This window comes from Sphaerisporangium melleum (genome assembly GCF_014646695.1).
In the GTDB taxonomy this organism is placed as follows: Bacteria; Actinomycetota; Actinomycetes; order Streptosporangiales; family Streptosporangiaceae; genus Sphaerisporangium; species Sphaerisporangium melleum.
Map to the genome: position 1 here is coordinate 159,503 of NZ_BMNT01000007.1, position 20,213 is coordinate 179,715.

The 20,213-nt window shown below is 72.2% G+C and carries 18 protein-coding genes; 14 read left to right on the forward strand and 4 right to left on the reverse strand.

The features are described 5' to 3' along the window. Window positions 1-4: 4 nt before the first annotated feature. The gene (locus IEY93_RS08235; RefSeq protein ID WP_189162365.1) at window positions 5-550 is read right to left on the reverse strand and encodes a copper chaperone PCu(A)C; all 546 of its coding nucleotides are present in this window, start codon (window positions 548-550) and stop codon (window positions 5-7) included. A 189-nt stretch (window positions 551-739) separates the two neighbouring features. After that, window positions 740-1,234 (reverse strand): MFS transporter, encoded by a 495-nt coding sequence (locus tag IEY93_RS08240; protein WP_189162366.1) that lies wholly within the window; start codon window positions 1,232-1,234, stop codon window positions 740-742. Window positions 1,235-1,541: 307 nt separating this feature from the next. Between IEY93_RS08240 and IEY93_RS08245 the strand changes: the two genes are divergently transcribed. The 5 genes from IEY93_RS08245 to IEY93_RS08265 all read left to right on the forward strand — a co-directional run bounded on the left by IEY93_RS08245 (window position 1,542) and on the right by IEY93_RS08265 (window position 7,414). Beyond that, window positions 1,542-2,111, forward strand: coding sequence for a hypothetical protein (locus IEY93_RS08245; RefSeq protein ID WP_189162367.1), 570 nt, complete (start codon window positions 1,542-1,544; stop codon window positions 2,109-2,111). A gap of 161 nt (window positions 2,112-2,272) precedes the next feature. Further along, window positions 2,273-3,658: a PepSY-associated TM helix domain-containing protein gene (locus IEY93_RS08250; RefSeq protein ID WP_189162368.1), complete on the forward strand. Its 1,386-nt coding sequence runs from the start codon at window positions 2,273-2,275 to the stop codon at window positions 3,656-3,658. A gap of 173 nt (window positions 3,659-3,831) precedes the next feature. Next, the gene (locus tag IEY93_RS08255; protein ID WP_189162369.1) at window positions 3,832-5,058 is read left to right on the forward strand and encodes an ATP-grasp domain-containing protein; all 1,227 of its coding nucleotides are present in this window, start codon (window positions 3,832-3,834) and stop codon (window positions 5,056-5,058) included. Then, entirely contained in the window at window positions 5,055-6,266 is a 1,212-nt protein-coding gene (locus IEY93_RS08260) for an MFS transporter (protein WP_203968427.1), read from the forward strand. The genes IEY93_RS08255 and IEY93_RS08260 overlap by 4 nt, the downstream gene beginning before the upstream one ends. Continuing rightward, complete coding sequence (locus IEY93_RS08265; RefSeq protein ID WP_189162370.1) at window positions 6,263-7,414, forward strand: acyl-CoA dehydrogenase family protein; 1,152 nt, start codon at window positions 6,263-6,265, stop codon at window positions 7,412-7,414. The genes IEY93_RS08260 and IEY93_RS08265 overlap by 4 nt, the downstream gene beginning before the upstream one ends. Before the next feature lie 12 nt (window positions 7,415-7,426). Here IEY93_RS08265 and IEY93_RS08270 read toward each other — a convergent pair whose 3' ends face one another. Continuing rightward, window positions 7,427-8,266 (reverse strand): class I SAM-dependent methyltransferase, encoded by an 840-nt coding sequence (locus IEY93_RS08270; RefSeq protein ID WP_229690969.1) that lies wholly within the window; start codon window positions 8,264-8,266, stop codon window positions 7,427-7,429. 67 nt (window positions 8,267-8,333) lie between these two features. Here IEY93_RS08270 and IEY93_RS08275 point away from each other — a divergent pair, with 67 nt between their 5' ends. The 8 genes from IEY93_RS08275 (at window position 8,334) to IEY93_RS08310 (ending at window position 15,458) form a co-directional block, all read left to right on the forward strand. Next, window positions 8,334-9,074, forward strand: coding sequence for a class I SAM-dependent methyltransferase (locus tag IEY93_RS08275; protein ID WP_189162371.1), 741 nt, complete (start codon window positions 8,334-8,336; stop codon window positions 9,072-9,074). 67 nt (window positions 9,075-9,141) lie between these two features. Beyond that, complete coding sequence (locus IEY93_RS08280; RefSeq protein ID WP_268241545.1) at window positions 9,142-10,266, forward strand: FecCD family ABC transporter permease; 1,125 nt, start codon at window positions 9,142-9,144, stop codon at window positions 10,264-10,266. Continuing rightward, complete coding sequence (locus IEY93_RS08285; protein ID WP_189162372.1) at window positions 10,267-11,109, forward strand: ABC transporter ATP-binding protein; 843 nt, start codon at window positions 10,267-10,269, stop codon at window positions 11,107-11,109. Beyond that, window positions 11,106-12,116 (forward strand): ABC transporter substrate-binding protein, encoded by a 1,011-nt coding sequence (locus tag IEY93_RS08290; protein WP_189162373.1) that lies wholly within the window; start codon window positions 11,106-11,108, stop codon window positions 12,114-12,116. The genes IEY93_RS08285 and IEY93_RS08290 overlap by 4 nt, the downstream gene beginning before the upstream one ends. Before the next feature lie 9 nt (window positions 12,117-12,125). After that, complete coding sequence (locus tag IEY93_RS08295) at window positions 12,126-13,037, forward strand: GHMP family kinase ATP-binding protein (RefSeq protein WP_203968428.1); 912 nt, start codon at window positions 12,126-12,128, stop codon at window positions 13,035-13,037. Continuing rightward, window positions 13,030-14,055 (forward strand): pyridoxal-phosphate dependent enzyme, encoded by a 1,026-nt coding sequence (locus IEY93_RS08300; protein ID WP_203968437.1) that lies wholly within the window; start codon window positions 13,030-13,032, stop codon window positions 14,053-14,055. Before IEY93_RS08295 ends, IEY93_RS08300 begins: the two co-directional genes overlap by 8 nt. A 63-nt stretch (window positions 14,056-14,118) precedes the next feature. Beyond that, a complete protein-coding gene (locus tag IEY93_RS08305) occupies window positions 14,119-14,676 on the forward strand; it encodes a hypothetical protein (RefSeq protein WP_229690970.1) in 558 nt (185 codons plus the stop codon). 203 nt (window positions 14,677-14,879) lie between these two features. After that, a complete protein-coding gene (locus IEY93_RS08310; protein WP_189162377.1) occupies window positions 14,880-15,458 on the forward strand; it encodes a sigma-70 family RNA polymerase sigma factor in 579 nt (192 codons plus the stop codon). Window positions 15,459-15,545: 87 nt separating this feature from the next. Here IEY93_RS08310 and IEY93_RS08315 read toward each other — a convergent pair whose 3' ends face one another. After that, complete coding sequence (locus IEY93_RS08315) at window positions 15,546-17,366, reverse strand: cellulose binding domain-containing protein (RefSeq protein ID WP_189162378.1); 1,821 nt, start codon at window positions 17,364-17,366, stop codon at window positions 15,546-15,548. A 513-nt stretch (window positions 17,367-17,879) separates the two neighbouring features. Here IEY93_RS08315 and IEY93_RS08320 point away from each other — a divergent pair. Then, window positions 17,880-20,165 (forward strand): alpha-L-fucosidase, encoded by a 2,286-nt coding sequence (locus tag IEY93_RS08320; RefSeq protein WP_189162379.1) that lies wholly within the window; start codon window positions 17,880-17,882, stop codon window positions 20,163-20,165. Window positions 20,166-20,213: the final 48 nt, after the last annotated feature.

The following is a 20,213-nucleotide window of genomic DNA, read 5'->3' on the forward strand; positions in this document are numbered from 1 at the left end:
CGTCTCAGCCCTTGTCCATGTCCATGCCGGGCTGGTAGTCCTCCTTGCCGCCGGCGAAGTCCTTGCCGACCGCGGTGAACTCCAGCTTCCCGCCGGCCTTGAAGGTCAGGGTGAAGGGGACCTGCGCGCCGGGCTTCACCTCCTGGCCGACGTCGATGAGCATGATGTGGTCACCACCGGGCTCCAGCGCGTGGGTGCCGTGCGCCGGGACGGTGAAGCCGCCCTCCTTCGGCCGCATGATCATCTTGCCGCCGGAGTCGACGACCTCGTGCAGTTCGACCTTCGGGGCGGCCGGTGAGGCGGCGGAGACGATGGTGATCGCGGTGTCGGTGTCGTTGACGAGGGTGCCGAACGCCGCCGTCATCCCTTCCTTGGTCGTCTTGACCCAGGGGTCGGTGATGGTGAGGGCGGCGGCCGGGGTGGAGCCGGTCACCGCGGCCGCCGGCGTGGCGGCGGCCGGTGCCGGGGTGGCCTGCGAGCCGCACCCGCCGAGGGTGACGGCCGCGGCGAGGGCGAGCCCGGCGGGCAGGGTGAGACGACGAACGAACATGGTCAGGCCTTCCTGTGGCGGTCCGGGCCCGGCGCATGCCGGAAGAAGCCTCGGCGCGCGGGCACCGGACACGGGAGAAGAGGTCACGATGGCTTTCCTGCGGCCACGGCGGCACGAAGAGCGGCCGTGGCCCCCGCCGGAGCGGGCACAGGGGACGGCGAAGGCGTTCCCGGCGGCCGGAGCGGCCGATCAGCCGAGAACGCCGGCCGGTGCCGGGGAAGGCGGACCACGCCTGGTCAGCGCGTGGCGCAGCAGGGCCGAGCGCGGCTCCCGCGGCTCGGCGTCACCGGCCGGGACGGACGCCGGCATCGGTACGGGCCGCAGGTGGGCCAGTAGCAGCCGGCAGAGTCCGACGCCGAGCCGGCGCAGCAGTCCCCAGAGCACGGCCTCGCCGTGGGCGAGCCACAACGCGGTCAGGGTCACCGCCCACGCGTGCATGATCAGCATGCCGATGCCCGGCACCAGGCCGGAGTGCGCGTGCCCGCCGGGCGGCCCGAGCGGGACCAGGTGCGCGAGCGAGAAGATCAGGTGCAGCGCGACCTGCACGGCCGCCAGAAGGGGCAGGATGACCCGGAGCGTGCGCTCCCGGCCGGTCAGCGGCAGCGCCGCGCCGAACGCCAGGACCAGGCCGCCGAACACATGCGGCGTGGACAGCGCGCCGCCGGCCAGCACGTGCGCTCCCATGCCAAGCCCCAGGCACACCGCTGCGAACGTGGCGGCCCGGAGGAGACGGAAGGGGAGGCTCGCGGTCATGGTCCGGCCATCATCCTATGAGGCCACGCCGGGGCGATAGCTGGGGCGCATATTCAGGGGGCCCACACCGATGCGCACGCCGGGTGAGCGTTTCACGGGATTTGCGGAAATTCAGGCGCGTCTGACCGGCGAGTACGGGCCGGTCATCCGCCGTTCAGAACGAGCCCAGCGTTCTGGGGGGACATGTCCGTATTTTTACACATAGACGGCTTGTAGGGGGTCTGGCACGATTACGCCCGTGCACATCGGTCGGCCGTTCTGGCGCGCGCTACGTGCCGCGGTGTTCGCGGTGGCGTGCGTGCTGGTTTCGGCCGCACTGCACGTGCTGGCCGGCGGCGCCCCCGTGAGCGCGGGCACCCTGGCCGTCGCGCTGGTGCTGACCTGGGCCGGAGCGTTCCTGCTGGCCCGTCGTCAGCGCGGGCTGGACGTCCTGCTGGTGGCGTGCTTCGCCGCGCAGTACGGCCTGCACCACCTGTTCCTCGTCGGCGCCATGACCGGCCCCTCGTCACCGTGGACCGACGAGCACGGCACCGGCCTCGGCATGCTGCTGATCCACGCCACGATGGCGGTCTTCTCCGCGTTCACCCTCGAACGCGGCGAGACGGCCCTGGCGACCATCGTGCACCTCGCGGTCACGTCCGTCCACGCCCTGCTGGCCGTCATCGGCCTCCTGCTGGGCGCGCCCGCCGACATCGTCCCGCACCGGCACGGTCGCGTACCCGACACCCGTTCCAGGGCGCCCCGCCGGTCCGACTTCGGCGTCGTGGTGTCACGGCGCGGTCCACCGCTCAGCCTCTCCGTTCTCTGATCCGGGCTGCCGCCGTGTCCGACCGGCGGCAACGGCTCGTCATGCCGTACGCCCGAATGCCGCCCCGCGCCGCGTGCGCGCGTACCTGCGGCCGGACATCCCCTCGCTGACGTGACGCGCATCGTTGACGTGCGTGTTCACCGTGAACGGAGAAGCTTCTCGTGACCTCTACCGCTGACGTCGACCGCGCCGTCGACCCCGCCCGAACTCCCCCGCCCCGGCGGGCCACCTGGGCCGCGCTGCGCCCGCTGGTGCTGCGCCTGCACTTCTACGCCGGCATCCTCATCGCCCCGTTCCTGCTGGTCGCCGCGACCACCGGCCTGCTGTACGCGCTCTCCTTCCAGATCGAAAAGGTCGTCTACCAGCACGAGCTCACCGCACCCGTGGGCCAGACGCGGCTCCCGCTGAGCGGGCAGATCGACGCGGCCCGTAAGGCGCACCCCCAGGGCACGATCACCTCGGTACGCCCCGCCGCCGAACCCGGTGAGACCACCAGAGTCCTGTTCGACCAGCCGGGCCTGCCCGAGAGCACGCAGATGGCCGTGTTCGTCGACCCCTCGACCGGGCAGGTGCGCGGCGAGCTGGCGAGCTACGGCGGCTCCGGCGCGCTGCCGGTGCGCGCCTGGATCTCCGAGCTGCACCGTCGCCTGCACCTGGGCGAGCCGGGACGCATCTACAGCGAGCTCGCCGCGAGCTGGCTGTGGGTCGTGGCCCTCGGCGGGCTCGCGCTGTGGCTGAGCAGGCGCCGCCGCAGCGGCGGCCGGCTGCGCGGCCTGTTCACTCCCGACCGCGCCGCCACCGGGTCGCGCCGCACGCTGTCCTGGCACGGGTCGGTCGGCCTGTGGGCGGTCGTCGGCCTGCTGTTCCTGTCCGCGACCGGTCTGACCTGGTCGAAGTACGCCGGGGAGAACATCGGCGACCTGCGCGCCGCGTTCGGCTGGCAGACGCCCTCGATCAACACCGGCGGCGGCGGGCACGCCGGGCACTCCGGATCGGACGCTCCGGCGGCCGGCTCCCCGGACGCGGGCATCGACCAGGTCGTGACGGCCGCCGCCGGCAAGGGGCTGTCCGGCCCGCTGGAGATCGTGTGGCCCGCCAAGCCCGGCGGCGCCTACGTGGTCAAGGAGATCGACAAGACCGTGCCCGAGCGCCTGGACCAGGTCGCGGTCAGCCCGGCGGGCCAGGTGGTGGGCGAGCTGCGGTTCGCCGACTACCCGCTGGCCGCCAAGCTGACCACCTGGGGCATCGACGCCCACATGGGGCTGCTGTTCGGCCTGGTCAACCAGATCGTCCTGGCGGCGCTCGCCGCCGGCCTCATCGCGCTGATCCTGCTCGGCTACCGGATGTGGTGGCGCCGCCGGCCGACCCGCGGCTTCGGCCGGCCGTACCCCCGGGGCACCTGGCGGGCGGTGCACTGGGCGGTGCTGGCGCCGCTCGTCGTCGTCGCGCTCGTGGTCGGGTACTTCCTGCCGCTGATGGGGATCTCCCTGGCCGTCTTCCTGGTGATCGACGTCCTGCTGGGCCTGCGCGCCCGGGCCGCCCGCTAGGCCGTACCGGAGTCCGGAGCCGCCGGGGCATCCCGCCCCGGCGGCGCACCGGTTCGGGCTCCGGACCCGCGATCCGCGCGACACGCCGCCGCAGGGGAACCGATCGCGCGCGCCGGACGACTACTGTCCCGACGGGCGAGGAGCGGACGCGGCATCGTGGATTGGAGCGCCGGGTGACCATCGCCGTACTCGAAGCACTCACCTTCGGACTCGGCCGGCTGGCGGCGGCGGCGGGCGAGGCCGGGGAACGGCTCTGCCTGCTCACCGGGAACCGGGAGATCTACCGCCACGAGCTGGACGGACCGGCGTCCGACGCGCTCACGATCGTCGATGTCGACACCCGTGACGTGGCGCGGTGTTCGGCGGTGCTCTCCGCACTGCCGGACCTGCGCGGACTGATCAATTCGACGGACACCTGGCTGGTCGCCGGCGCCGAGCTGGCGGCACGGCACGGTCTGCCCGGCACCGATCCGGCCACGGCCCGGCTGATCAGGGACAAGCTCGCGGTGCGCCGGCTGCTGCACGCGCGCGGCCTGTCCCACGGCACGGCGGTGGCGGTGCCACCGGACGCCACCGCCGAGACGGTTCGGCGGGCCGTCGGCCTGCCCGCCGTACTGAAGGACTCGGCCGGCACGGGATCGCGGAACGTGTGGCTGGTGCGGGACGCCGGGCAGCTCGGCCGGGCGCTGGCGGAGGCGGCCACGCGGTCGCTGATGGGACGGTTGTTCGCCGAGCCCTACTTCACCGGCACCCTGTACAGCGCGGAGACGCTGAGCTGGGCGGGCCGCACCCGGCTTCTCGGTGTCACCGGCCGGCTGCTGTCGGCGCGCCGCTTCGGCCGCGAAGAGGTGCTGTCGTTCCCCGCGATGCTGCCCGCCGCCGATCTGACAGCGATCGAACGGTGGGCCGGCGAGGTGCTGGCCGCGGTGGGCCATGGTCAGGGGTTCGCCCATGTGGAGTTCGTCCTGACGACCGGCGGCCCCGAGCTGGTCGAGATCAACGCGAGGATCGGCGGCTGCCTCGCCGGCGAGGCGATGTGCCGCTCGCTCGGGGTGAACGTCTACGCAGCCATGATCGACATGGCCCTCGGTCGTGCACCCGCCCTCCTGGACGCCCCGTTGGACCCCGCGGCGACCATGGAGGCGACGGCGACCGTGCTGGTCTACCCGGACGGGACCGGAACGCTCGCCGCCGTCGAGGGCGTGAAACAGCCGGCCTCGCATCCCGGCGCGCCCGAGTGGTACCCGACCATGGCGATCGGAACGCGAGTGGCGGACCTCGGCGACCAGCGGGCCTGCGCCGGGCTGCTGCTCGCCACGGGCCCGACGACCGAGCTCGCGCTGTACAACGCGCTCAGCGCCGCCCGCGCGGTCCGGCCGGTCATGGCGGACGGCAGTTGAGCGGTGCACCGGCCTTCACCGGTCCCCAGCGCTTCATGCTGGTGAGCTCCTTCGTCACCACGCTCGGCAGTTTCGCCGTCCTCCCGTTCACCTCGGTCCTGCTGCGCGAGCGGCTCGGCTGGGAACTCGGGACGGTCGGGAGGGTGCTGGCGGTGGCCTCGCTGCTGCAGTTCGCCGGCTGCGTGGCGGGCGCGGCCGTCGCCGAACGCCTCGGCCTGCGCCGGACGCTGCTGATCGCCCTGGTGCTGCACGTCGCGGGATTCGCCGGCTTCACGGCCGGGGCACGATGGCCGGTCGTGACGGTCGCCGGCCTGGTCACCGTCTGCTGCGGCGCCGCGCTGTACCTGCCCGCGGCCAAGGCGTACCTGGTGCAGGACGCGGACGAGCGGCGACGTCCGCGGCTGCTCTCGGCGAGCAACGCGGCGCTGAACGCCGGGGTCGCCCTGGGACCCGCGGCGGCGGGCCCCTTCGCGCTCGGCTCCTCCACCGCGGTGTTCACCACGGTGACGGTGCTGCTGGCGCTTCTCACCCTCGGGCATGTGGCGCTGCCGCCGCCCGCTCCCGATGACGGGCGCCGGCCGGCGGAACCGGTGTGGCGCGTGCTGGACCGGATCGCGGCCGCGCCGTTCGCGGTCACGGCCTGGACGCTCTATCTGCACATGTGCTTCTACTACTACCTGCCGGTCTACACCGTCCCCCGGGTGTCCGCGGCGTTCTACGGTCTGGTGCTGATGCTGCACTCGCTGATCCTGGTGGTGCTGCAGCCGCTGCTGGCCGAGCGGGTGGGCCGGGCCGGCTACGTCCCGGCGATGTGCCTGGGGTTCGCGGCCATGGCCGCGGGCATGGCCGTCCTGGCGCTGGGCGGCGCCGCCGCGATCGTGGCCGGGGCGGTGGTGATCTGCCTCGGCGAGGTGGTGCTGTTCCTGAAGAACGACCTGGAGGCCCTGGCCCGCTCCCCCCGCTCCGCCGCCGTGGTCTTCGGGCAGCAGCGGGTGGCCATGGGCATCGGCGCGTTCGGCGGCGGCCTCGTCGGCGGGGCCGGGTACGGCGCCCTCGACCAGGCCGGGCACGCCCCGGTGTTCTGGCTGGCCGTGGCCGCGCAATGTGCCCTGGTGCCGCTGCTCGTCCCCTTCGCCCGGCGGGCCCTGGCAGGACGTGCGGGACGAGCCGGCGTCCCGGCCGGCGACGACATCGCGAGGATGGGATGAACACTGACGATGCTTTGACGGCGGCACGGAAGGTGGCCGGGCTGCTGCACGGCGACGCCGCCGAACGCGATCGAGCCGGCCGGCGGCCGGTGCGGGAGGTGCGGGCCCTGCGCGAGTCGGGCCTGCTCGGCCTGGCCCCGGACGACCACGTGACGACGCACGCGGTCGTCCGGATCGTCGCCGCGGCGGACGCCTCGATCGGCCACCTGCTCGGCTACCACTACCTGCACCTGTGGCGGATCGGCCTCTTCGACCGGCCGGAGCAGGCCCGGCGGATCTGGCGGGACACCGCGGAACGGAACTGGTTCTGGGCCGCCGCCACCAATCCGCAGGACACGATCCGCGCGACCCCCTCGCCGGACGGGCTGGTCGTCAACGGGAGCCGGGCCTTCGCCACCGGAGCCGCGGTCGCCGACCGGCTGGTGGTCAACGCCACCCGGGACGACGGTGGTGACCGGCTGACCATCGTGATGGACGCCCGCCTCCCCGGCATCGGGCACCCCGACGACTGGGACAACATGGGACAACGGCTGTCGGCCAGCGGAAGCGTCACCTTCGACGGCGTACGGGTGCCGCACGAGCAGGTGGTCGGCGCCCTGCCGGCCGGCCGGGACGACCCGAGGATGGTCCGCCTGTCGCTGTCGGCCCTGGCCTACCAGTCCGTCCTCACCCAGGTGCTGGTCGCCATCGCCGAGGGCGCGCTCGCCGAGGCGGCCCGCTACACGCGCGAACACGCCCGCCCCTGGCCGCTCGGCGGGGCCGAGTCGGCCGGGCGGGACCCGTACATTCTGGCGGGCTACGGTGAGCTGGTCGCGTCGGTGCGCGCGGCCGGACTGCTCGCCGACCAGGCGGCGAGCGCGTTGCGGGCGGCGTCGGATCTCGGCCCGGCGCTGACGGCCGAGGTGCGCGGCGAGACGGGCGTGACGATCTCGTCGGCGAAGGTGGTCGCCACGCGGGTGGTCCTGGAGACGACGACCCGGATCTTCGACTTCATCGGCGCGCGGGGTACGGCGGGCCGGTTCGGCTTCGACCGGTTCTGGCGTGACGCTCGTACGCTGACCCTGCACGACCCGGTGGTCTACAAGGCGCGGGAGGTCGGCGCGCACTTCCTCACGGGCGAGTTGCCCCCGCCGACCGCCTACAGCTGAGGCCGGCCGAGGTCAGCGCACCGCGACCAGGACCACGTCGTCACCCGCCTGCCACACCGTGCCGACTTCGCGAAAGCCGCCGGCCCGCAGGAGCTCGGCGTGCCGGCGCACCGACAGTTCGGTGAGGCCGCCGCGCGCGCCGCGGCGTTGGCGTTCGGCGACGGCGGCGGCCAGCGCGGGCTCGGCCGTCACGGCCCGCCACCAGGTGGCCCAGTCCTCGCCCCCCGCCCCCGCCCGGGCGGCCCGCTCCTTCAGCACCGCGGCGGCCAGCCGGGCCACGGCCGGCTGCTCGTCGTAGAGGTTGTCGGCGTTCACCAGCACACCGCCGGGACGCAGCAGCGTGGCGGCCTCCTCGTACAGCCCGCCGAGCCGGTCCTCGGGGATCCAGTGCAGCGCGGTGGAGGACACGATGGCGTCGACCGGGCCGGTGAGCCCCAGTTCCTTCGACCAGCCGGGCGCGGCGAGATCGGCGTCGGCGAAGCGCGCGATGTCGCGGTAGGCGTCGCGCGCCAGGGCCAGCAGGACCGGGTCCTGGTCGACGCCCACGACGGCGGCGCCGGGAAACCGGCCGGCCAGCCGGACGGACATCGAGCCCGGTCCGCAGCCGAGGTCCAGGATCAGCGGCGGCGGACCACCGGCGGTGACGCCGGCGACCACGTCCCCGACCACGGTGAAGCGTTCCTCCCGGTCGGGGAGGTAGTTCTCCTGCTGGCGGTCCCAGCGCCGCACCCAAGCCCGAGCCTCGTGCGCGTCCATCATGCGTGCCTCCTCGGCGTCCCGCGCGGTCATCCCAGCTAGTCGTCGCGGGCGGTCGCCGGGTTCCACCGGCCGGGAACCGGGGGCGTCGTTCACCCGACTCCTCCAACAGGACGGTGTCGCGCACCCCGTGGCGGGCGCCCCTTCGAGGAGGTCGGCGGACATGGACTGGTACGAGGACGAGGACCTGTGGACCGGCTTCGCGGAGGTCATGTTCTCCCCGGAACGCGCGGCGCAGGCCGAGCGGGCCGTCACCGACTCCCCGGTGCTCCGCTTCCCGGACGGGTCCCGGGTGCTCGACCAGTGCTGCGGGATGGGCGTGTTCACCGTGCCGCTGGCCCGCGCGGGCCACGCCGTCACGGGGATCGACCTCAGCCCGATCATGTTGTCCCGCGCCGAGCGGGCGTGCGCCGAGGCCGGGGTGCAGGCCGAGCTGGTGCGGAGCGACATGCGGGACTACGTGCGGCCGGGGGCCTTCGACGCGGTGATCAACCTGTACACCTCGTTCGGGTATTTCGCGGAGCCGGAGGAGAACCTGCGCGTGCTGCGCAACGCACACGACTCGCTCGCGCCCGGCGGCGTGCTCGTCGTCGACCTCATGGGCAAGGAGACCTACGCGCGCTGGGCCGGGCGGCCGAAGGTCGTGAACGTCCCGGGCGGCCAGGTGTTCATGTCCGACACCATCCTGGACGACTGGACCCGTTATCGCACCGAGTGGACGCTGGTGCGCGACGGGACGGCCCGGAGCGCGGCGCTGACCTGCTTCGTCTACAGCGCGGCCGAACTGCGCGCGCTGTTCCAGGACGCGGGATTCGCCCGCGTGGAGTGCTTCGGCGGGTTCGACGGCCGGCCCTACGACGACAGGGCCGACCGCCTGATCGTACGCGGCACCCGTTCGCGGTGATTCGCCGGGAACTTTCCGGGCGTCGCGCCCGACTGGTGAGGCGACGGCGGCCGAAGGGAACACGGCGATGACACCGGACGTGAACTCCGTTCCGGGGTCTGCCATGCCTCCCGTCGTCGCGGACGCGGAACCGGATGACCGGGGTTCCCGGCGCGGCGGACGCGGCCGCCTGGTGTCCGCCCTGGTGCTGTCGGCCGCCGCGCTGCTCGTGACGGTCATGGCCGGGGTCGCGCTCGGCCCGACGGTGATCCCGCTGGACCAGGTGGCGCGGTACGTCGGCGCCGCCGTCACCGGCGGGACGATCAACGCCGACGAGGTGCCCGCCTACAGCATCATCTGGCAGGTCCGCGTGCCCCGCGTGCTGCTCGCCGTACTGGTGGGCGCCGGGCTCAGCGTCGTCGGCGTGGCCGTCCAGGCGATGGTGCGCAACGCGCTGGCCGACCCGTTCGTGCTCGGCATCTCCTCCGGCGCGTCGGTGGGCGCCTCCGCGGTCGTCGTGTTCGGCCTGTTCGCCGGGCTCGGCATCTACGCGGTCTCGGCCGCCGCCCTGCTGGGCGCGCTCGGCGCCTCGGTGCTGGTCTACCTCGCCGCGCGCGGCCGGGCCGGCCTGACCCCGCTCCGGCTGGTGCTCACCGGAATCGCCCTGGCCTACGGCTTCCAGGCGGTGACCAGCCTCGTCGTGTTCCTGTCCCCCAACTACCAGGCGGCGGCCACGGTGCTGTTCTGGCTGCTCGGCAGCCTCGGCGCGGCCACGTGGGGTTCGCTGCCGCCCGCAGCGGCCGGGGTGCTGTGCTGTGTCGTCGTGCTGCTCCGCCACGCCAGGGCCCTGGACGTGCTGTCGATGGGGGACGAGACCGCGGCGAGCCTGGGCGTCGACGCGATGGCCACCCGCCGGTGGATGTTCGTCCTCACCTCGGTGGTCACCGGCCTGCTGGTGGCGGTCAGCGGCGCGGTGGGCTTCGTCGGCCTGGTGATGCCGCACCTGGTGCGGATGCTCGTCGGCTCCGGCCACCGCCGGGTGCTGGCGGTCGCGCCGCTGGCCGGCGGGTGCTTCATGGTGTGGGCCGACATCGCCTCGCGGACGTTCTTCTCCCCGCAGGAGCTTCCGCTCGGGGTGGTCACGGCGCTGGTGGGGGTGCCGGTGTTCATCGCCCTCCTGCGCCGCCACGGCTACCTGTTCGGGGGACGGTAGATGGAGCTGCGCCTGGACGGGGTGTCGGTCGAGGTCGCCGGCCGGGCACTGGTCCGCGAACTCCGCCTCGACGTCGGCGCCGGCGAGGTGGTCGGCCTGATCGGCCCGAACGGGAGCGGGAAGTCCACCACGCTCCGCTGCGTCTACCGCGCGCTGCGCCCGACGGCCGGAGCCGTGCTGCTGAACGGCGCCGACCTGGCCGCGATGACGCTCCGCGACAGCGCCCGGGTCATCGCCGCGCTCACCCAGGAGAGCCACGGCGAGCTGGACTTCACCGTCGAGGAGGTGGTGGCGCTCGGCCGTACCCCGCACCTGCCGCACAGCCGGGCCCTCAGCCGGGAGGAGCGCGAACTGTGCCGGCGGGCGATGGCCCGCGTGGATGTCGGCCACCTGGCCGGACGCGGCGTGCTGACCCTGTCCGGCGGTGAGCGGCAGCGGGTGCTGATCGCCCGTGCTCTCGTGCAGCAGCCCCGCGTGCTGGTCCTGGACGAGCCGACCAACCACCTCGACGTACGCCACCAGGTGGAACTCGTGACGCTGCTGCGCTCCTGCGGGCTGACCGTGCTCGTCGCGCTGCACGACCTCAACCTCGCCGCCGCGACCTGCGACCGGCTCGGTCTCCTGTCCGGCGGACGGCTCGTGACCACCGGGCGCCCCGCCGACGTGCTGACCCCTGAACTGGTCCGGCGGGTGTTCGGCGTGGACGCCACGGTCGTGCGCCACCCGCGGACCGGCGCGACGCAACTGCTCTACGACCTCACCACCCCGGCCGGTACGGCCGCCGACGGCCACGACGACGCCGGGCCCACCGGCGACGCCATCGCGAAAGGTATCCGCCCATGAGGGGTTCCCGACTCCGCCGGACGCCGGCCCCGTTCCTGGCCGCGTTCCTGGCCGCGGGAGTGCTCGCCGCCGGGTGCGGTGCGAACGTGCGGCCCCGCGCCGACGCCGCCCCCGCACCGGTCACCATCACCAACTGCGGCGAGCAGGTCACCTACCCGCGCCCGCGGCGGCCGGTGGCCTACGACGTCAGCGCGATCGAGAAGATGTTCGCTCTTGGGCTGGCGGGGCGGATGCAGGGCTACGTGATGAACACCCTCTTCGACAACGCGATCGCGAAGTCGCCGTGGCGGGACGACTACCGGCGGGTCCCGCGGCTCGGCAACGGGCGGATCAGCAAGGAGATCGTGGTGAACGCCAAGGCCGACTGGGTGATGTCCTACTGGGGCGGCGGCTTCAGCGAGGACCGGGGCATCACCCCGAAGCTGCTCCAGCAGGTCGGCGTGCACAGCTACGTGCAGAGCGAGAGCTGTTTCGGCTACGGGGACATGAAGCCGGTGCCTCCCATGGAGTCGGTGTACACCGACCTCGGCAACCTCGGGAAGATCTTCGGCGTCGAGGAGAAGGCGCGATCCGTCGTCGCCGGGCTGCGCGGGCGCATCGACGCGCTGAAGCGGTCCCGGCCCGCGGGGGCCGCGCCGCCGCGGGTGTTCGTGTACGACTCGGGCACCGACCAGCCCTACACCGCCGGGAAGTACGCCTCGCCCACCGCCATCATCGAGGCGGCCGGCGGGCGCAACGTCATGGACACCCTGGCCAAGGGATGGACGACGGTCGGCTGGGAGCCGGTCGTGGCCGCCAGACCTGGGGTGATCATCATCGTGGACTACGGCGACCAGCCGCTCGCGGCCAAGCGCGCGTTCCTGGAGTCCGCTCCGGCGCTGCGTTCGGTGCCGGCCGTCCGGGACCGCCACTACTTCGTGCTGGACTACGGCGCGGCGGTCAGCGGCCCGCGCAACGTCGCGGCCGCGGAGGAGTTCGCCGCCTACCTGCGTTCGATCGGCCGGTGAGCCATGCCGGTGTCGCCCCGAAGGTCATCGGTCACCACCCGGGCCACCAGGGTGAACGTCCGCACCGCCGGAGGAGTGTGCAACGGCACGCTCGGCGAGCTGTTCCAGGGGCCGGTCACCTATCACGGGAGGGAGAGCATCGGACTGATCTCCTTCCCGGTCGACCGCTACGCCTGGGCGTACTTCGCGGAAGGCGACGGTGATCCCGACCCGGTCCCGGCGATGCCCAAGGCGGCACGGGCCGCCCGGCTGTTCCTGCGCCGGTACGGCCTCCGGCTGCCTCCCGGGCGCTGGAGCCGGCACAGCGAGCTCGACGTCGGCGCCGGGATGGCCAGCTCCACGGCCGACATCGTCGCCACGCTCCGGACGCTGTTCCAGTTCTTCGGACTGCCCTACGACCAGGAGGTGGTGACCGGCGTCCTGGCCCGCATCGAGCGGGCCGACAGCGTCTTCCTCGACGACTTCGCGCTGTACCTCAGCGATCGGCACCAGGTCGTGGAGGGCCTCGGCACCTCGGTGGGCTTCCACACCTGCTCGGTGGTGGAGGCCGGCGTCGTGGACACCTGTGCGGTCACCCCGGCGCTGCTGCGGCACTACCGGGCCCACCGCCACTCCTACGAGGCGTGCCTCGCGGAGATGCTGCGGGGCTTCCGGACCGGGGACGCCGCCGCGGTCGCCCGGGCCGCCACCGTCAGCGCCGGCCTGTCCCAGCAGGTCCTGCCCAAGGAGACCTACGAGGCCGTCGCCGCCAACCGCGCCCACTTCGGCGCGGACGGCGTCTTCGTCGCCCACACCGGGGGTGTCATCGGCTACCTGTTCACCCGGCGCCTCGCCCGGTCGCGGATGGACGACCTGTCGGCGTTCTTCCGGGAGCTGGGCCACCAGTGCTCGTTCGCCTGGGGCGGCTATGGCGGTGCGTGACCACATCGCCGAGGCACTCAAGACGCCGCACCTGGTGCGGCTCGGGCCGAACCTGGTGCTGGCCAGGTTCGAGACGCTGAAGATCTACTCGGCGCTCGCCGCCGTACGCCACCTGCTCGAACAGGGGAAGATCACCCCCGGGCAGACCCTCGTCGACAGCTCCAGCGGCATCTACGCCACCTCCCTGGCCCTGGCCTGCCACCGCTACGGGATGCGCTGCCACATCATCGCCTCCACCACCGTGGACGCCGCGGTCCGCGCCCAACTGGAGATCCTCGGCGCGACGGTGGAGCAGATGCCCCCGTCATCGTCGCTGCGGCTGGATCAGGAGGCCCGCGTACGGCGGGTGCGCCGGCTCATGGCGGAACGGCCGGACGTGCACTGGATGCGGCAGTACCACGACGACGTCCACTACCTGGGCTACGCGGAGTTCGCCGACCTGGTCGCCGGCGAGCTCGGCGTGGACGGGCTCACCATCGTCGGCGGAGTCGGTTCGGGCGCCTCGACCGGTGGTCTCGCCGAGTCGTTGCGTCGCCGCGTTCCGCAGGTGGAACTCGTGGGGCTGCAGCCGTTCGGCAGCGTCACCTTCGGCAGTGAGCACTTCGACGACCCCGAGGCGATCATCGCCGGCATCGGCAGCTCGATCCCGTTCGACAACGTCCGCCACGAACTGTACGACGCCGTCCACTGGCTCGACTTCCGGCACGCCATGGCCGGAACGGTCGCGCTCATGCGCGACCACGCCGTGTTCGCCGGTCTGTCCACCGGCGCCGCCTATCTCGTCGCGGGATGGCTCGCCGCGCGCGCACGCGACCGGACCCACCTGCTGATCGGCGCCGACACCGGGCATCGCTACGTCGACCGGGTCTTCGCCCGCCACCGGGAGGCGCTGGAGGTGTCGAAGCTGACGCCCAAGGAGATCCACTCTCTGGCGGACCTGGAAATGCCCTGGTCGGCCATGCGGTGGGATCGCCGCCCCTGTCCTTCCCGGCCCGAGCGGGAGCGGCCGGTCGCGTGAACGGCGCCGAAACCCCGCCCGCCGCCCTTCTCATCGGCATTCGCGGCTGAAACCATGGAGGTCGTGTCGGCCGAGGACCGCATCCTGCGCCTGGTAAGGGCCGCCGTCTTCGCGACGGTGTGCGTCGTCATCTCGTCGGCCGGACACACCTTCGCCGGCGGAGCGCCGATACGCCCGGACATGGTCGTCATGGGAACGCTCGGCGCGCTGGGCCTCGCCTACACGCTGAACGGGCGGGAACGCGGGCCCGAGGTCGTGCTGGCCGCGTCGATGGGCGCGCAGATCGCCCTGCACGAGCTGTTCGCCGCGACGTCCGTGCCGATGACCGTCGTGGCGGGCCCGCGGCACGGCCACCTGACCTTCGGCATGACGCTGCTCCACCTGACGCTCGCGGCGATCACCGGCTGGTGGCTGTACCGGGGCGAGAGCGCCGCATGGCTCATGCTTCGTCTCTGGCGCATGCCCTTCCCCGCGCTGTCGTGGCTCCTCCCCTGCGTCGCCACGGCCTTCCTTCCCCCGCCCTCGCCATTGGGGGCCGGGGAGCCATGGCTGTGCCCCGTGGCGGACATCCTCCCGGCCCTCCACCGCCGCGGCCCCCCGGTGCGGCCCACCGCCGGCTGACGCTCCTTCTCGCGCCGGCCGGCCCACCGGTGTACCGGCGCCCGCGGCACCGCGCGGCGTCCGTCCGCCCTGCCCGGCGACGGTCCGGGACCTCGTGCGCACAGCTCCACGGGCACCGCTCCCGGCCGTGCCCGTCGTCGCCCGCGCCCAGGCCGTCGCCGGTGCGCCCGGCACGTCACCCGCGACCCCAAGGAACCAACACCATGACCTCTGGCTCCCGCACCGACCGGAACACCGACGACCAGCGGTTGACGTCACTGGCATTGGCCGCGCGGAAGGGCCGGCCCGGAGACGTCGAAGCCTTCACCCGTGCCGCCTACGCGGACGTGCAGCGGTTCCTCACCTACCTGACGGATCCGCAGTCCGCGGAGGACCTCACCCAGGAGACGTTCGTGCGCGTGCTGCGCAGCCTGCCGGGGTTCGCCGGACGATCGTCCGCGCGCACGTGGCTGCTGTCCATCGTGCGGCGCGTCGTCGTGGACCGGTTCCGCGCCGCGGCGGCACGACCGGTCATCGCCGACCTGGCCGACTGGCGCGTCGCCGCGGAACGCTGCCAGCCCCGGGGAATGCTGGGAGCCGAGGAGAGCGTGGCCCTGGCGGACCTGCTGGACAAGGTGCCGAGCGACCGGCGCACGGCGTTCGTCCTCACCCAGGTGGTCGGCCTTCCCTACGCCGAGGCCGCCGAGGTGATGGGCTGCCCGGTGGGCACCATCCGCTCCCGGGTGGCCCGGGCCCGTGACCAGCTCATATCGTCCTTACTGGAGGCCGACCGGGCCGCCTAGGTGCCGGCCATGGCCGCGTACCGGGGAAAGGCCGGGGCCCCGCGCCGCGGGTCGGCGGCGGCGGGGCCCGGGCTCACCTGCGCCGGGTCAGGTCGCGGTGCAGGTGATGGGAGACGGGACGCCGCCGGTCCCGTTGGCGGTGAAGCCGAACGTGGTGGACGCGCCCGCGCCAAGCGCGCCGTTGTAGCTCGCGTTCTTCACGGTGACCGCGGCCCCGGACTGGCTCAGCGTGCCGCTCCAGAGCTGGCTGATCGTCTGGCCGCCCGTGTAGGTCCAGCCCACCGTCCAGCCGTTGATCGCCCGGCCCGCGGTGACGGTGACCTCGCCCTGGAAGCCGCCCGGCCAGGAGTTGGTCACCCGGTAGGCCGCGCTGCACCCCTGCCCAGGGGACGGGGACGGGGACGGGGACGGCGACGGGCTCGAGCTCGGTGAGGGGGTGGGCGACGGGCTCGGGGACGGGCTGGGCGAGGGGTTGGAGCCGCCCGAGCCGGCCTTCAGCACGGTGATGGAGTACGGCGGGAGGGTGATCGACGTCGCCGAGGACCCCGTGGTGGTGCTGATCGAGGTCGCACCCTTCTGCCACTGCACGACGGTCGGGCTGCCGGACGGCGAGAACCCGGAGTAGGACAGCGAGACCGTGGTGGAGTTGTTCAGGTCCTTGTTGACCAGCACGACGTTCAGGCCGGTGGCGGTCTTCACCGCGTGCGCGGACAGCAGCGAGTTGGACGAGGACGCCTGCACGAGGGTGTCGCCCGGCGATCCGGCCTTCCCGACCATGGCCAGGCCGTAGTACGTCGGGAACGGGGTGTTGGCCGCCGGCTCCCCGGAGGCGCCGGAGGACAGGATGCCCTCGTCGTGGTAGTCGGTGGTCCCGTCGTCGTTGCGGCCGGGGCTCTGGCTGGTGCCGTTGTGCAGGTTCCACCAGTCCAGGTTGATCGCGCCGTTCTCGAACCAGGTCAGCGAGCTGTCGGCGGCGAACAGCGCGGCGGTGGCGCTGTTGAGCTGGTAGCTCGGGTTCATCTCGGTGACCGCGATGCCGATGGAGGAGGCACTGCTCCCGGCGTACCTGCTGATCAGGGAGCGGACCGTGCTGGTGATCGTCGAGATCTGCGACACCTTGTTCAGGCTGTCGGCCGCCGACGAGGCGCCCGGATACCAGTGGACGATCGCGAAGTCGGCCTTGTCCTTGACGATGGACATGACGGTGTTGTTCCAGTCGGCGCTGTCCCCCGAGCCGACGATGCCGTCGGGCCAGCCGCCGGGCGTGGTGAGCACGACGCCGATCTTGATCGAGGAGTCCACGGCCTTCATCGCCGAGATGTACTGCAGGACGTTGTTCGCGTACGCCCGGGGGCTCTTGTCCGCGTGGTTGTCCTGCTCCCAGCCCGACCCGTAGTGGCCGTTGCCGTAGACCTCGTTGCCGATCTCCCAGTACTTGACGCCGTATCCCTTGGTGACGTTGGCGTACCGCACCCAGTCGGCCGCCTCCTGGGCGGTGCCGGTGCCGTAGTTCGCGATGACCACCGCCTGCGCGCCGGCCGACCGGACCGTGTTCATGTAGGTGTCGAACTCGGTGCCGGGGGCGACGTACCCGCCTTCGGTGGTGTGGGTCTTCCAGTGGTAGATGTCGCCGTAGGACCCGCCGGGGTAGCGCACCGCCGTGAAGCCGGCGTTGCGCAGCAGGCCCGATATGGACGAGTGGTTCATGTTCCCGTCGTAGACGGCGACGTTGACGCCGTGCCCGGCGGCGGGGATCGTACCCCGGCTGTTGTTAGCGCTAACAGTCACGCTCGCGGAGGTGGCGGCCGACGCGGGGTCGACCGTGACCCCGGTCATCAACGCCGCGGCCAGCGCCGTGGCGGCGAGCAACGCCACGCCGGCACGGCGGCGGGGAAGCGGGCCAGGCATGTGAACTCCTTGGAGGGCGGGTGCGCGAAAGAACGCACTGAGTCCCGCGGAGCGTGCGTTCCCCTGCGGCCTCCGGTCAAGCGAGCGATCGGCGGTGACCGGGTGACCTGCGCTGACGCCGAGCGGCCCGTGCAACTTTCAGTTCAGGAGTCCATGCGATCCCGCGCCGTTCGGGCCGTGCGGAACACCCGCGTCCTACCTCCGCGGCGAACCGCGCCGGCCGCCGCGAAGCATGCTCGGCCACCACCACACCCGTCTCCCGCACCTGCCCTCCGCCCGATTCGCGGGCGTCCGTTCTCTCCCTGCTCGCGCGCAGGATCGCTGCACCGCCTCCTTGGCCGCTTGTCCGAAACGTCGGGTCGACCAGATCCTACGTTCATCGGATGTCTAAAGCTAGATAGTTGTCGATTGCCCTGTTTTGGTGGTTGACGAGCCAATTTTGGCTACCTAACATCGGGTGAATCTTGGATGTTGGATCGGCATCCTGCTTTCCGGACCTCCCGAGGAGAGGGTATGGGGCTTGCCAGAATCAGGTCACTGCCAGGACTGTCCGCCATCGGAATCGCGACCATCGTCACCGCCGCACTCACACCGCCCGTCCCGGCGGCGGCCGACGAGCCGGCCCCCAGCGCGGTGACGCGCTACGAGGCCACCTGGGACTCGGTGAACCAGCACCCGGCGGCGCCGGAGTGGTTCAAGGACGCGAAGTTCGGGATCTACTTCCACTGGGGGGCGTTCAGCACCCCGGCCTTCGGCAGCGAGTGGTACGGCCGCGACATGTACCGCTCCGGGAGCCGCGAGAACCAGCACCACATCGCGACCTACGGGAATCCGGCGGAATGGGGTTACGACAGGTTCATCAACGGGGGCACCGACAAGAACGGCAACCACGTCCAGTTCGCCCCGAAGTTGACGTCCGAGGGCGGCAAGTTCGACCCTGACGAGTGGGCGAAGCTGTTCCGCGACGCCGGAGCGAAGTTCTCCGGCCCGGTCGCCGAGCACCACGACGGGTTCTCGATGTGGGACAGCAAGGTCAACGAGTGGAACTCCGTCGCCAAGGGTCCCAAGCTGGACCTGTTGCAGCTGTTCTCCACGGCGATCCGCAAGCAGGACATGAAGCTGCTGGTGTCGATGCACCACGCCTTCAACTACAACGGCTTCTACTACCCCGCGCCGAAGCAGACCGACCCGAGCCTGCAGAAGCTCTACGGCCAGCTCCCGCGCGAGCAGGAGGACCAGCTCTGGTTCGACAAGCTCAAGGAGGTGGTGGACGAGGCCAAGCCGGACATCATCTGGCAGGACTTCTCACTGAACAGCCCGGGCTGGTGCCACGAGGCGACCTCGCCCTGCATGGTGGACGAACAGCAGCGGCTGAAATTCCTCGCGTACTACTACAACCAGGCCGAGAAGTGGAACAAGGAGGTCGTCACCACCTTCAAGCACTTCGACTCCGGGTTCAACACCAACGGTCAGGTGGCCGACTGGGAGCGGGGCGGCCCGGCGGACATCACCACCCCCTACTGGCTCACCGACGACGCGATCAGCAGCAGCAGCTGGAGCTACACCGACGGCATCGGCTACTACTCCTCCCCGCAGATGCTGCACGCCCTGATCGACCGGGTCAGCAAGAACGGCAACATGCTGCTGAACATCTCGCCCACCGCCGAGGGTGAGATCCCCGACAAGCAGCGAGCCGTCCTGCTCGACATCGGCGCCTACCTGAAGCGGAACGGCGAGTCGATCTACTCCACCCGCGCCTGGGACGTCTACGGCGAGGGGCCGACGAAGATGGGCGGCGGGATCTTCAGCACGCCCCGGGTCGGCACCGCCAAGGACATCCGATTCACCAGGAACAAGAAGGACAACGTCCTGTACGCCACCGTCCTGGGCTGGCCCGGTGACGGCGCCACCCTGGACATCGCCACCCTGGGCGGCGACCGGATGAATCTGGACAAGCTCAGCAAGGTGCAGCTGCTGGGCGCGTCGCAGGGGTCGTACATCGACGTGGACCATCAGCAGTCCGCGGAGGCCCTGCACGTCACCCTCCCGGCGCAGAAGCCGGTCGAGTCGGCGGCCTACGTTCTGAAGCTCACCTTCCGCGGCACGATTCCGGCCCCGGAGCCGAGCGACGGCGCGTCGGTCTACGAGCGGGCGGGCTACGTCGGCCACAGCGCCGTGCTGAAGCCCGGCGACTACACCACCGCCGACCTGAAGGAGCTCGGCGTCAAGGCGAAGAAGATCTCATCGCTGCGGGTCGCCGACGGATACCAGGTCACCGCCTACCCGCAGGACGATTTCCAGGGCACCCCGACCACCTACACGGCTGACGTACCGACCGTGCAGGGGCACCTGAAGGCGGGATCGCTGAAGGTGGGCCGCGACTTCAGCCGGCCGTTCGTGGTCCAGAACGTGACCAACGGTTTCGCCGTCGACACCGGCGCGACGCCCACCGCCGGCTCCTCGCCGCAGCTTCGGAAGGTGGACGGCGGCGCGACGCAGACATGGCGGATCGTCGAGACCGAGGACGGCTTCGTCCGGCTGGAGAACCCGGCCACCGGGCTGGTCATCGACGGCGCCGGCGGACAGTCCGGATCGTTCGTGAAGCAGTCGGCCTGGACCGGCAGCCCGCAGCAGCAGTTCCAGCTGTCCGCGGTGGGCGACGGCGTCTACAACATCGTCAACCGCGCGAGCGGCCTCGCGCTCGACAGCGGCGGCAACGTGCCGGAGGGATCGTCGCTCAAGCAGTGGAGGACGGACACCAGCCCCAACCTGCAGTGGCGGCTGAACCGGATCGGCTGAGCGGCACCGCGCCATGACGCATGGCCGACCGCGTCCTCTCGCGGTCGG

Excerpts from the sequence above, each read along its gene's own strand:
- IEY93_RS08235 (WP_189162365.1), bottom strand. The coding sequence starts at position 550 with ATGTTCGTTCGTCGTCTCACCCTGCCCGCCGGGCTCGCCCTCGCCGCG.
- IEY93_RS08240 (WP_189162366.1), bottom strand. The coding sequence starts at position 1,234 with ATGGGAGCGCACGTGCTGGCCGGCGGCGCGCTGTCCACGCCGCATGTG.
- IEY93_RS08265 (WP_189162370.1), top strand. The coding sequence starts at position 6,263 with ATGAACACTGACGATGCTTTGACGGCGGCACGGAAGGTGGCCGGGCTG.
- IEY93_RS08275 (WP_189162371.1), top strand. The coding sequence starts at position 8,334 with ATGGACTGGTACGAGGACGAGGACCTGTGGACCGGCTTCGCGGAGGTC.
- IEY93_RS08280 (WP_268241545.1), top strand. The coding sequence starts at position 9,142 with ATGACACCGGACGTGAACTCCGTTCCGGGGTCTGCCATGCCTCCCGTC.
- IEY93_RS08285 (WP_189162372.1), top strand. The coding sequence starts at position 10,267 with ATGGAGCTGCGCCTGGACGGGGTGTCGGTCGAGGTCGCCGGCCGGGCA.
- IEY93_RS08290 (WP_189162373.1), top strand. The coding sequence starts at position 11,106 with ATGAGGGGTTCCCGACTCCGCCGGACGCCGGCCCCGTTCCTGGCCGCG.
- IEY93_RS08310 (WP_189162377.1), top strand. The coding sequence starts at position 14,880 with ATGACCTCTGGCTCCCGCACCGACCGGAACACCGACGACCAGCGGTTG.
- IEY93_RS08315 (WP_189162378.1), bottom strand. The coding sequence starts at position 17,366 with ATGCCTGGCCCGCTTCCCCGCCGCCGTGCCGGCGTGGCGTTGCTCGCC.
- IEY93_RS08320 (WP_189162379.1), top strand. The coding sequence starts at position 17,880 with ATGGGGCTTGCCAGAATCAGGTCACTGCCAGGACTGTCCGCCATCGGA.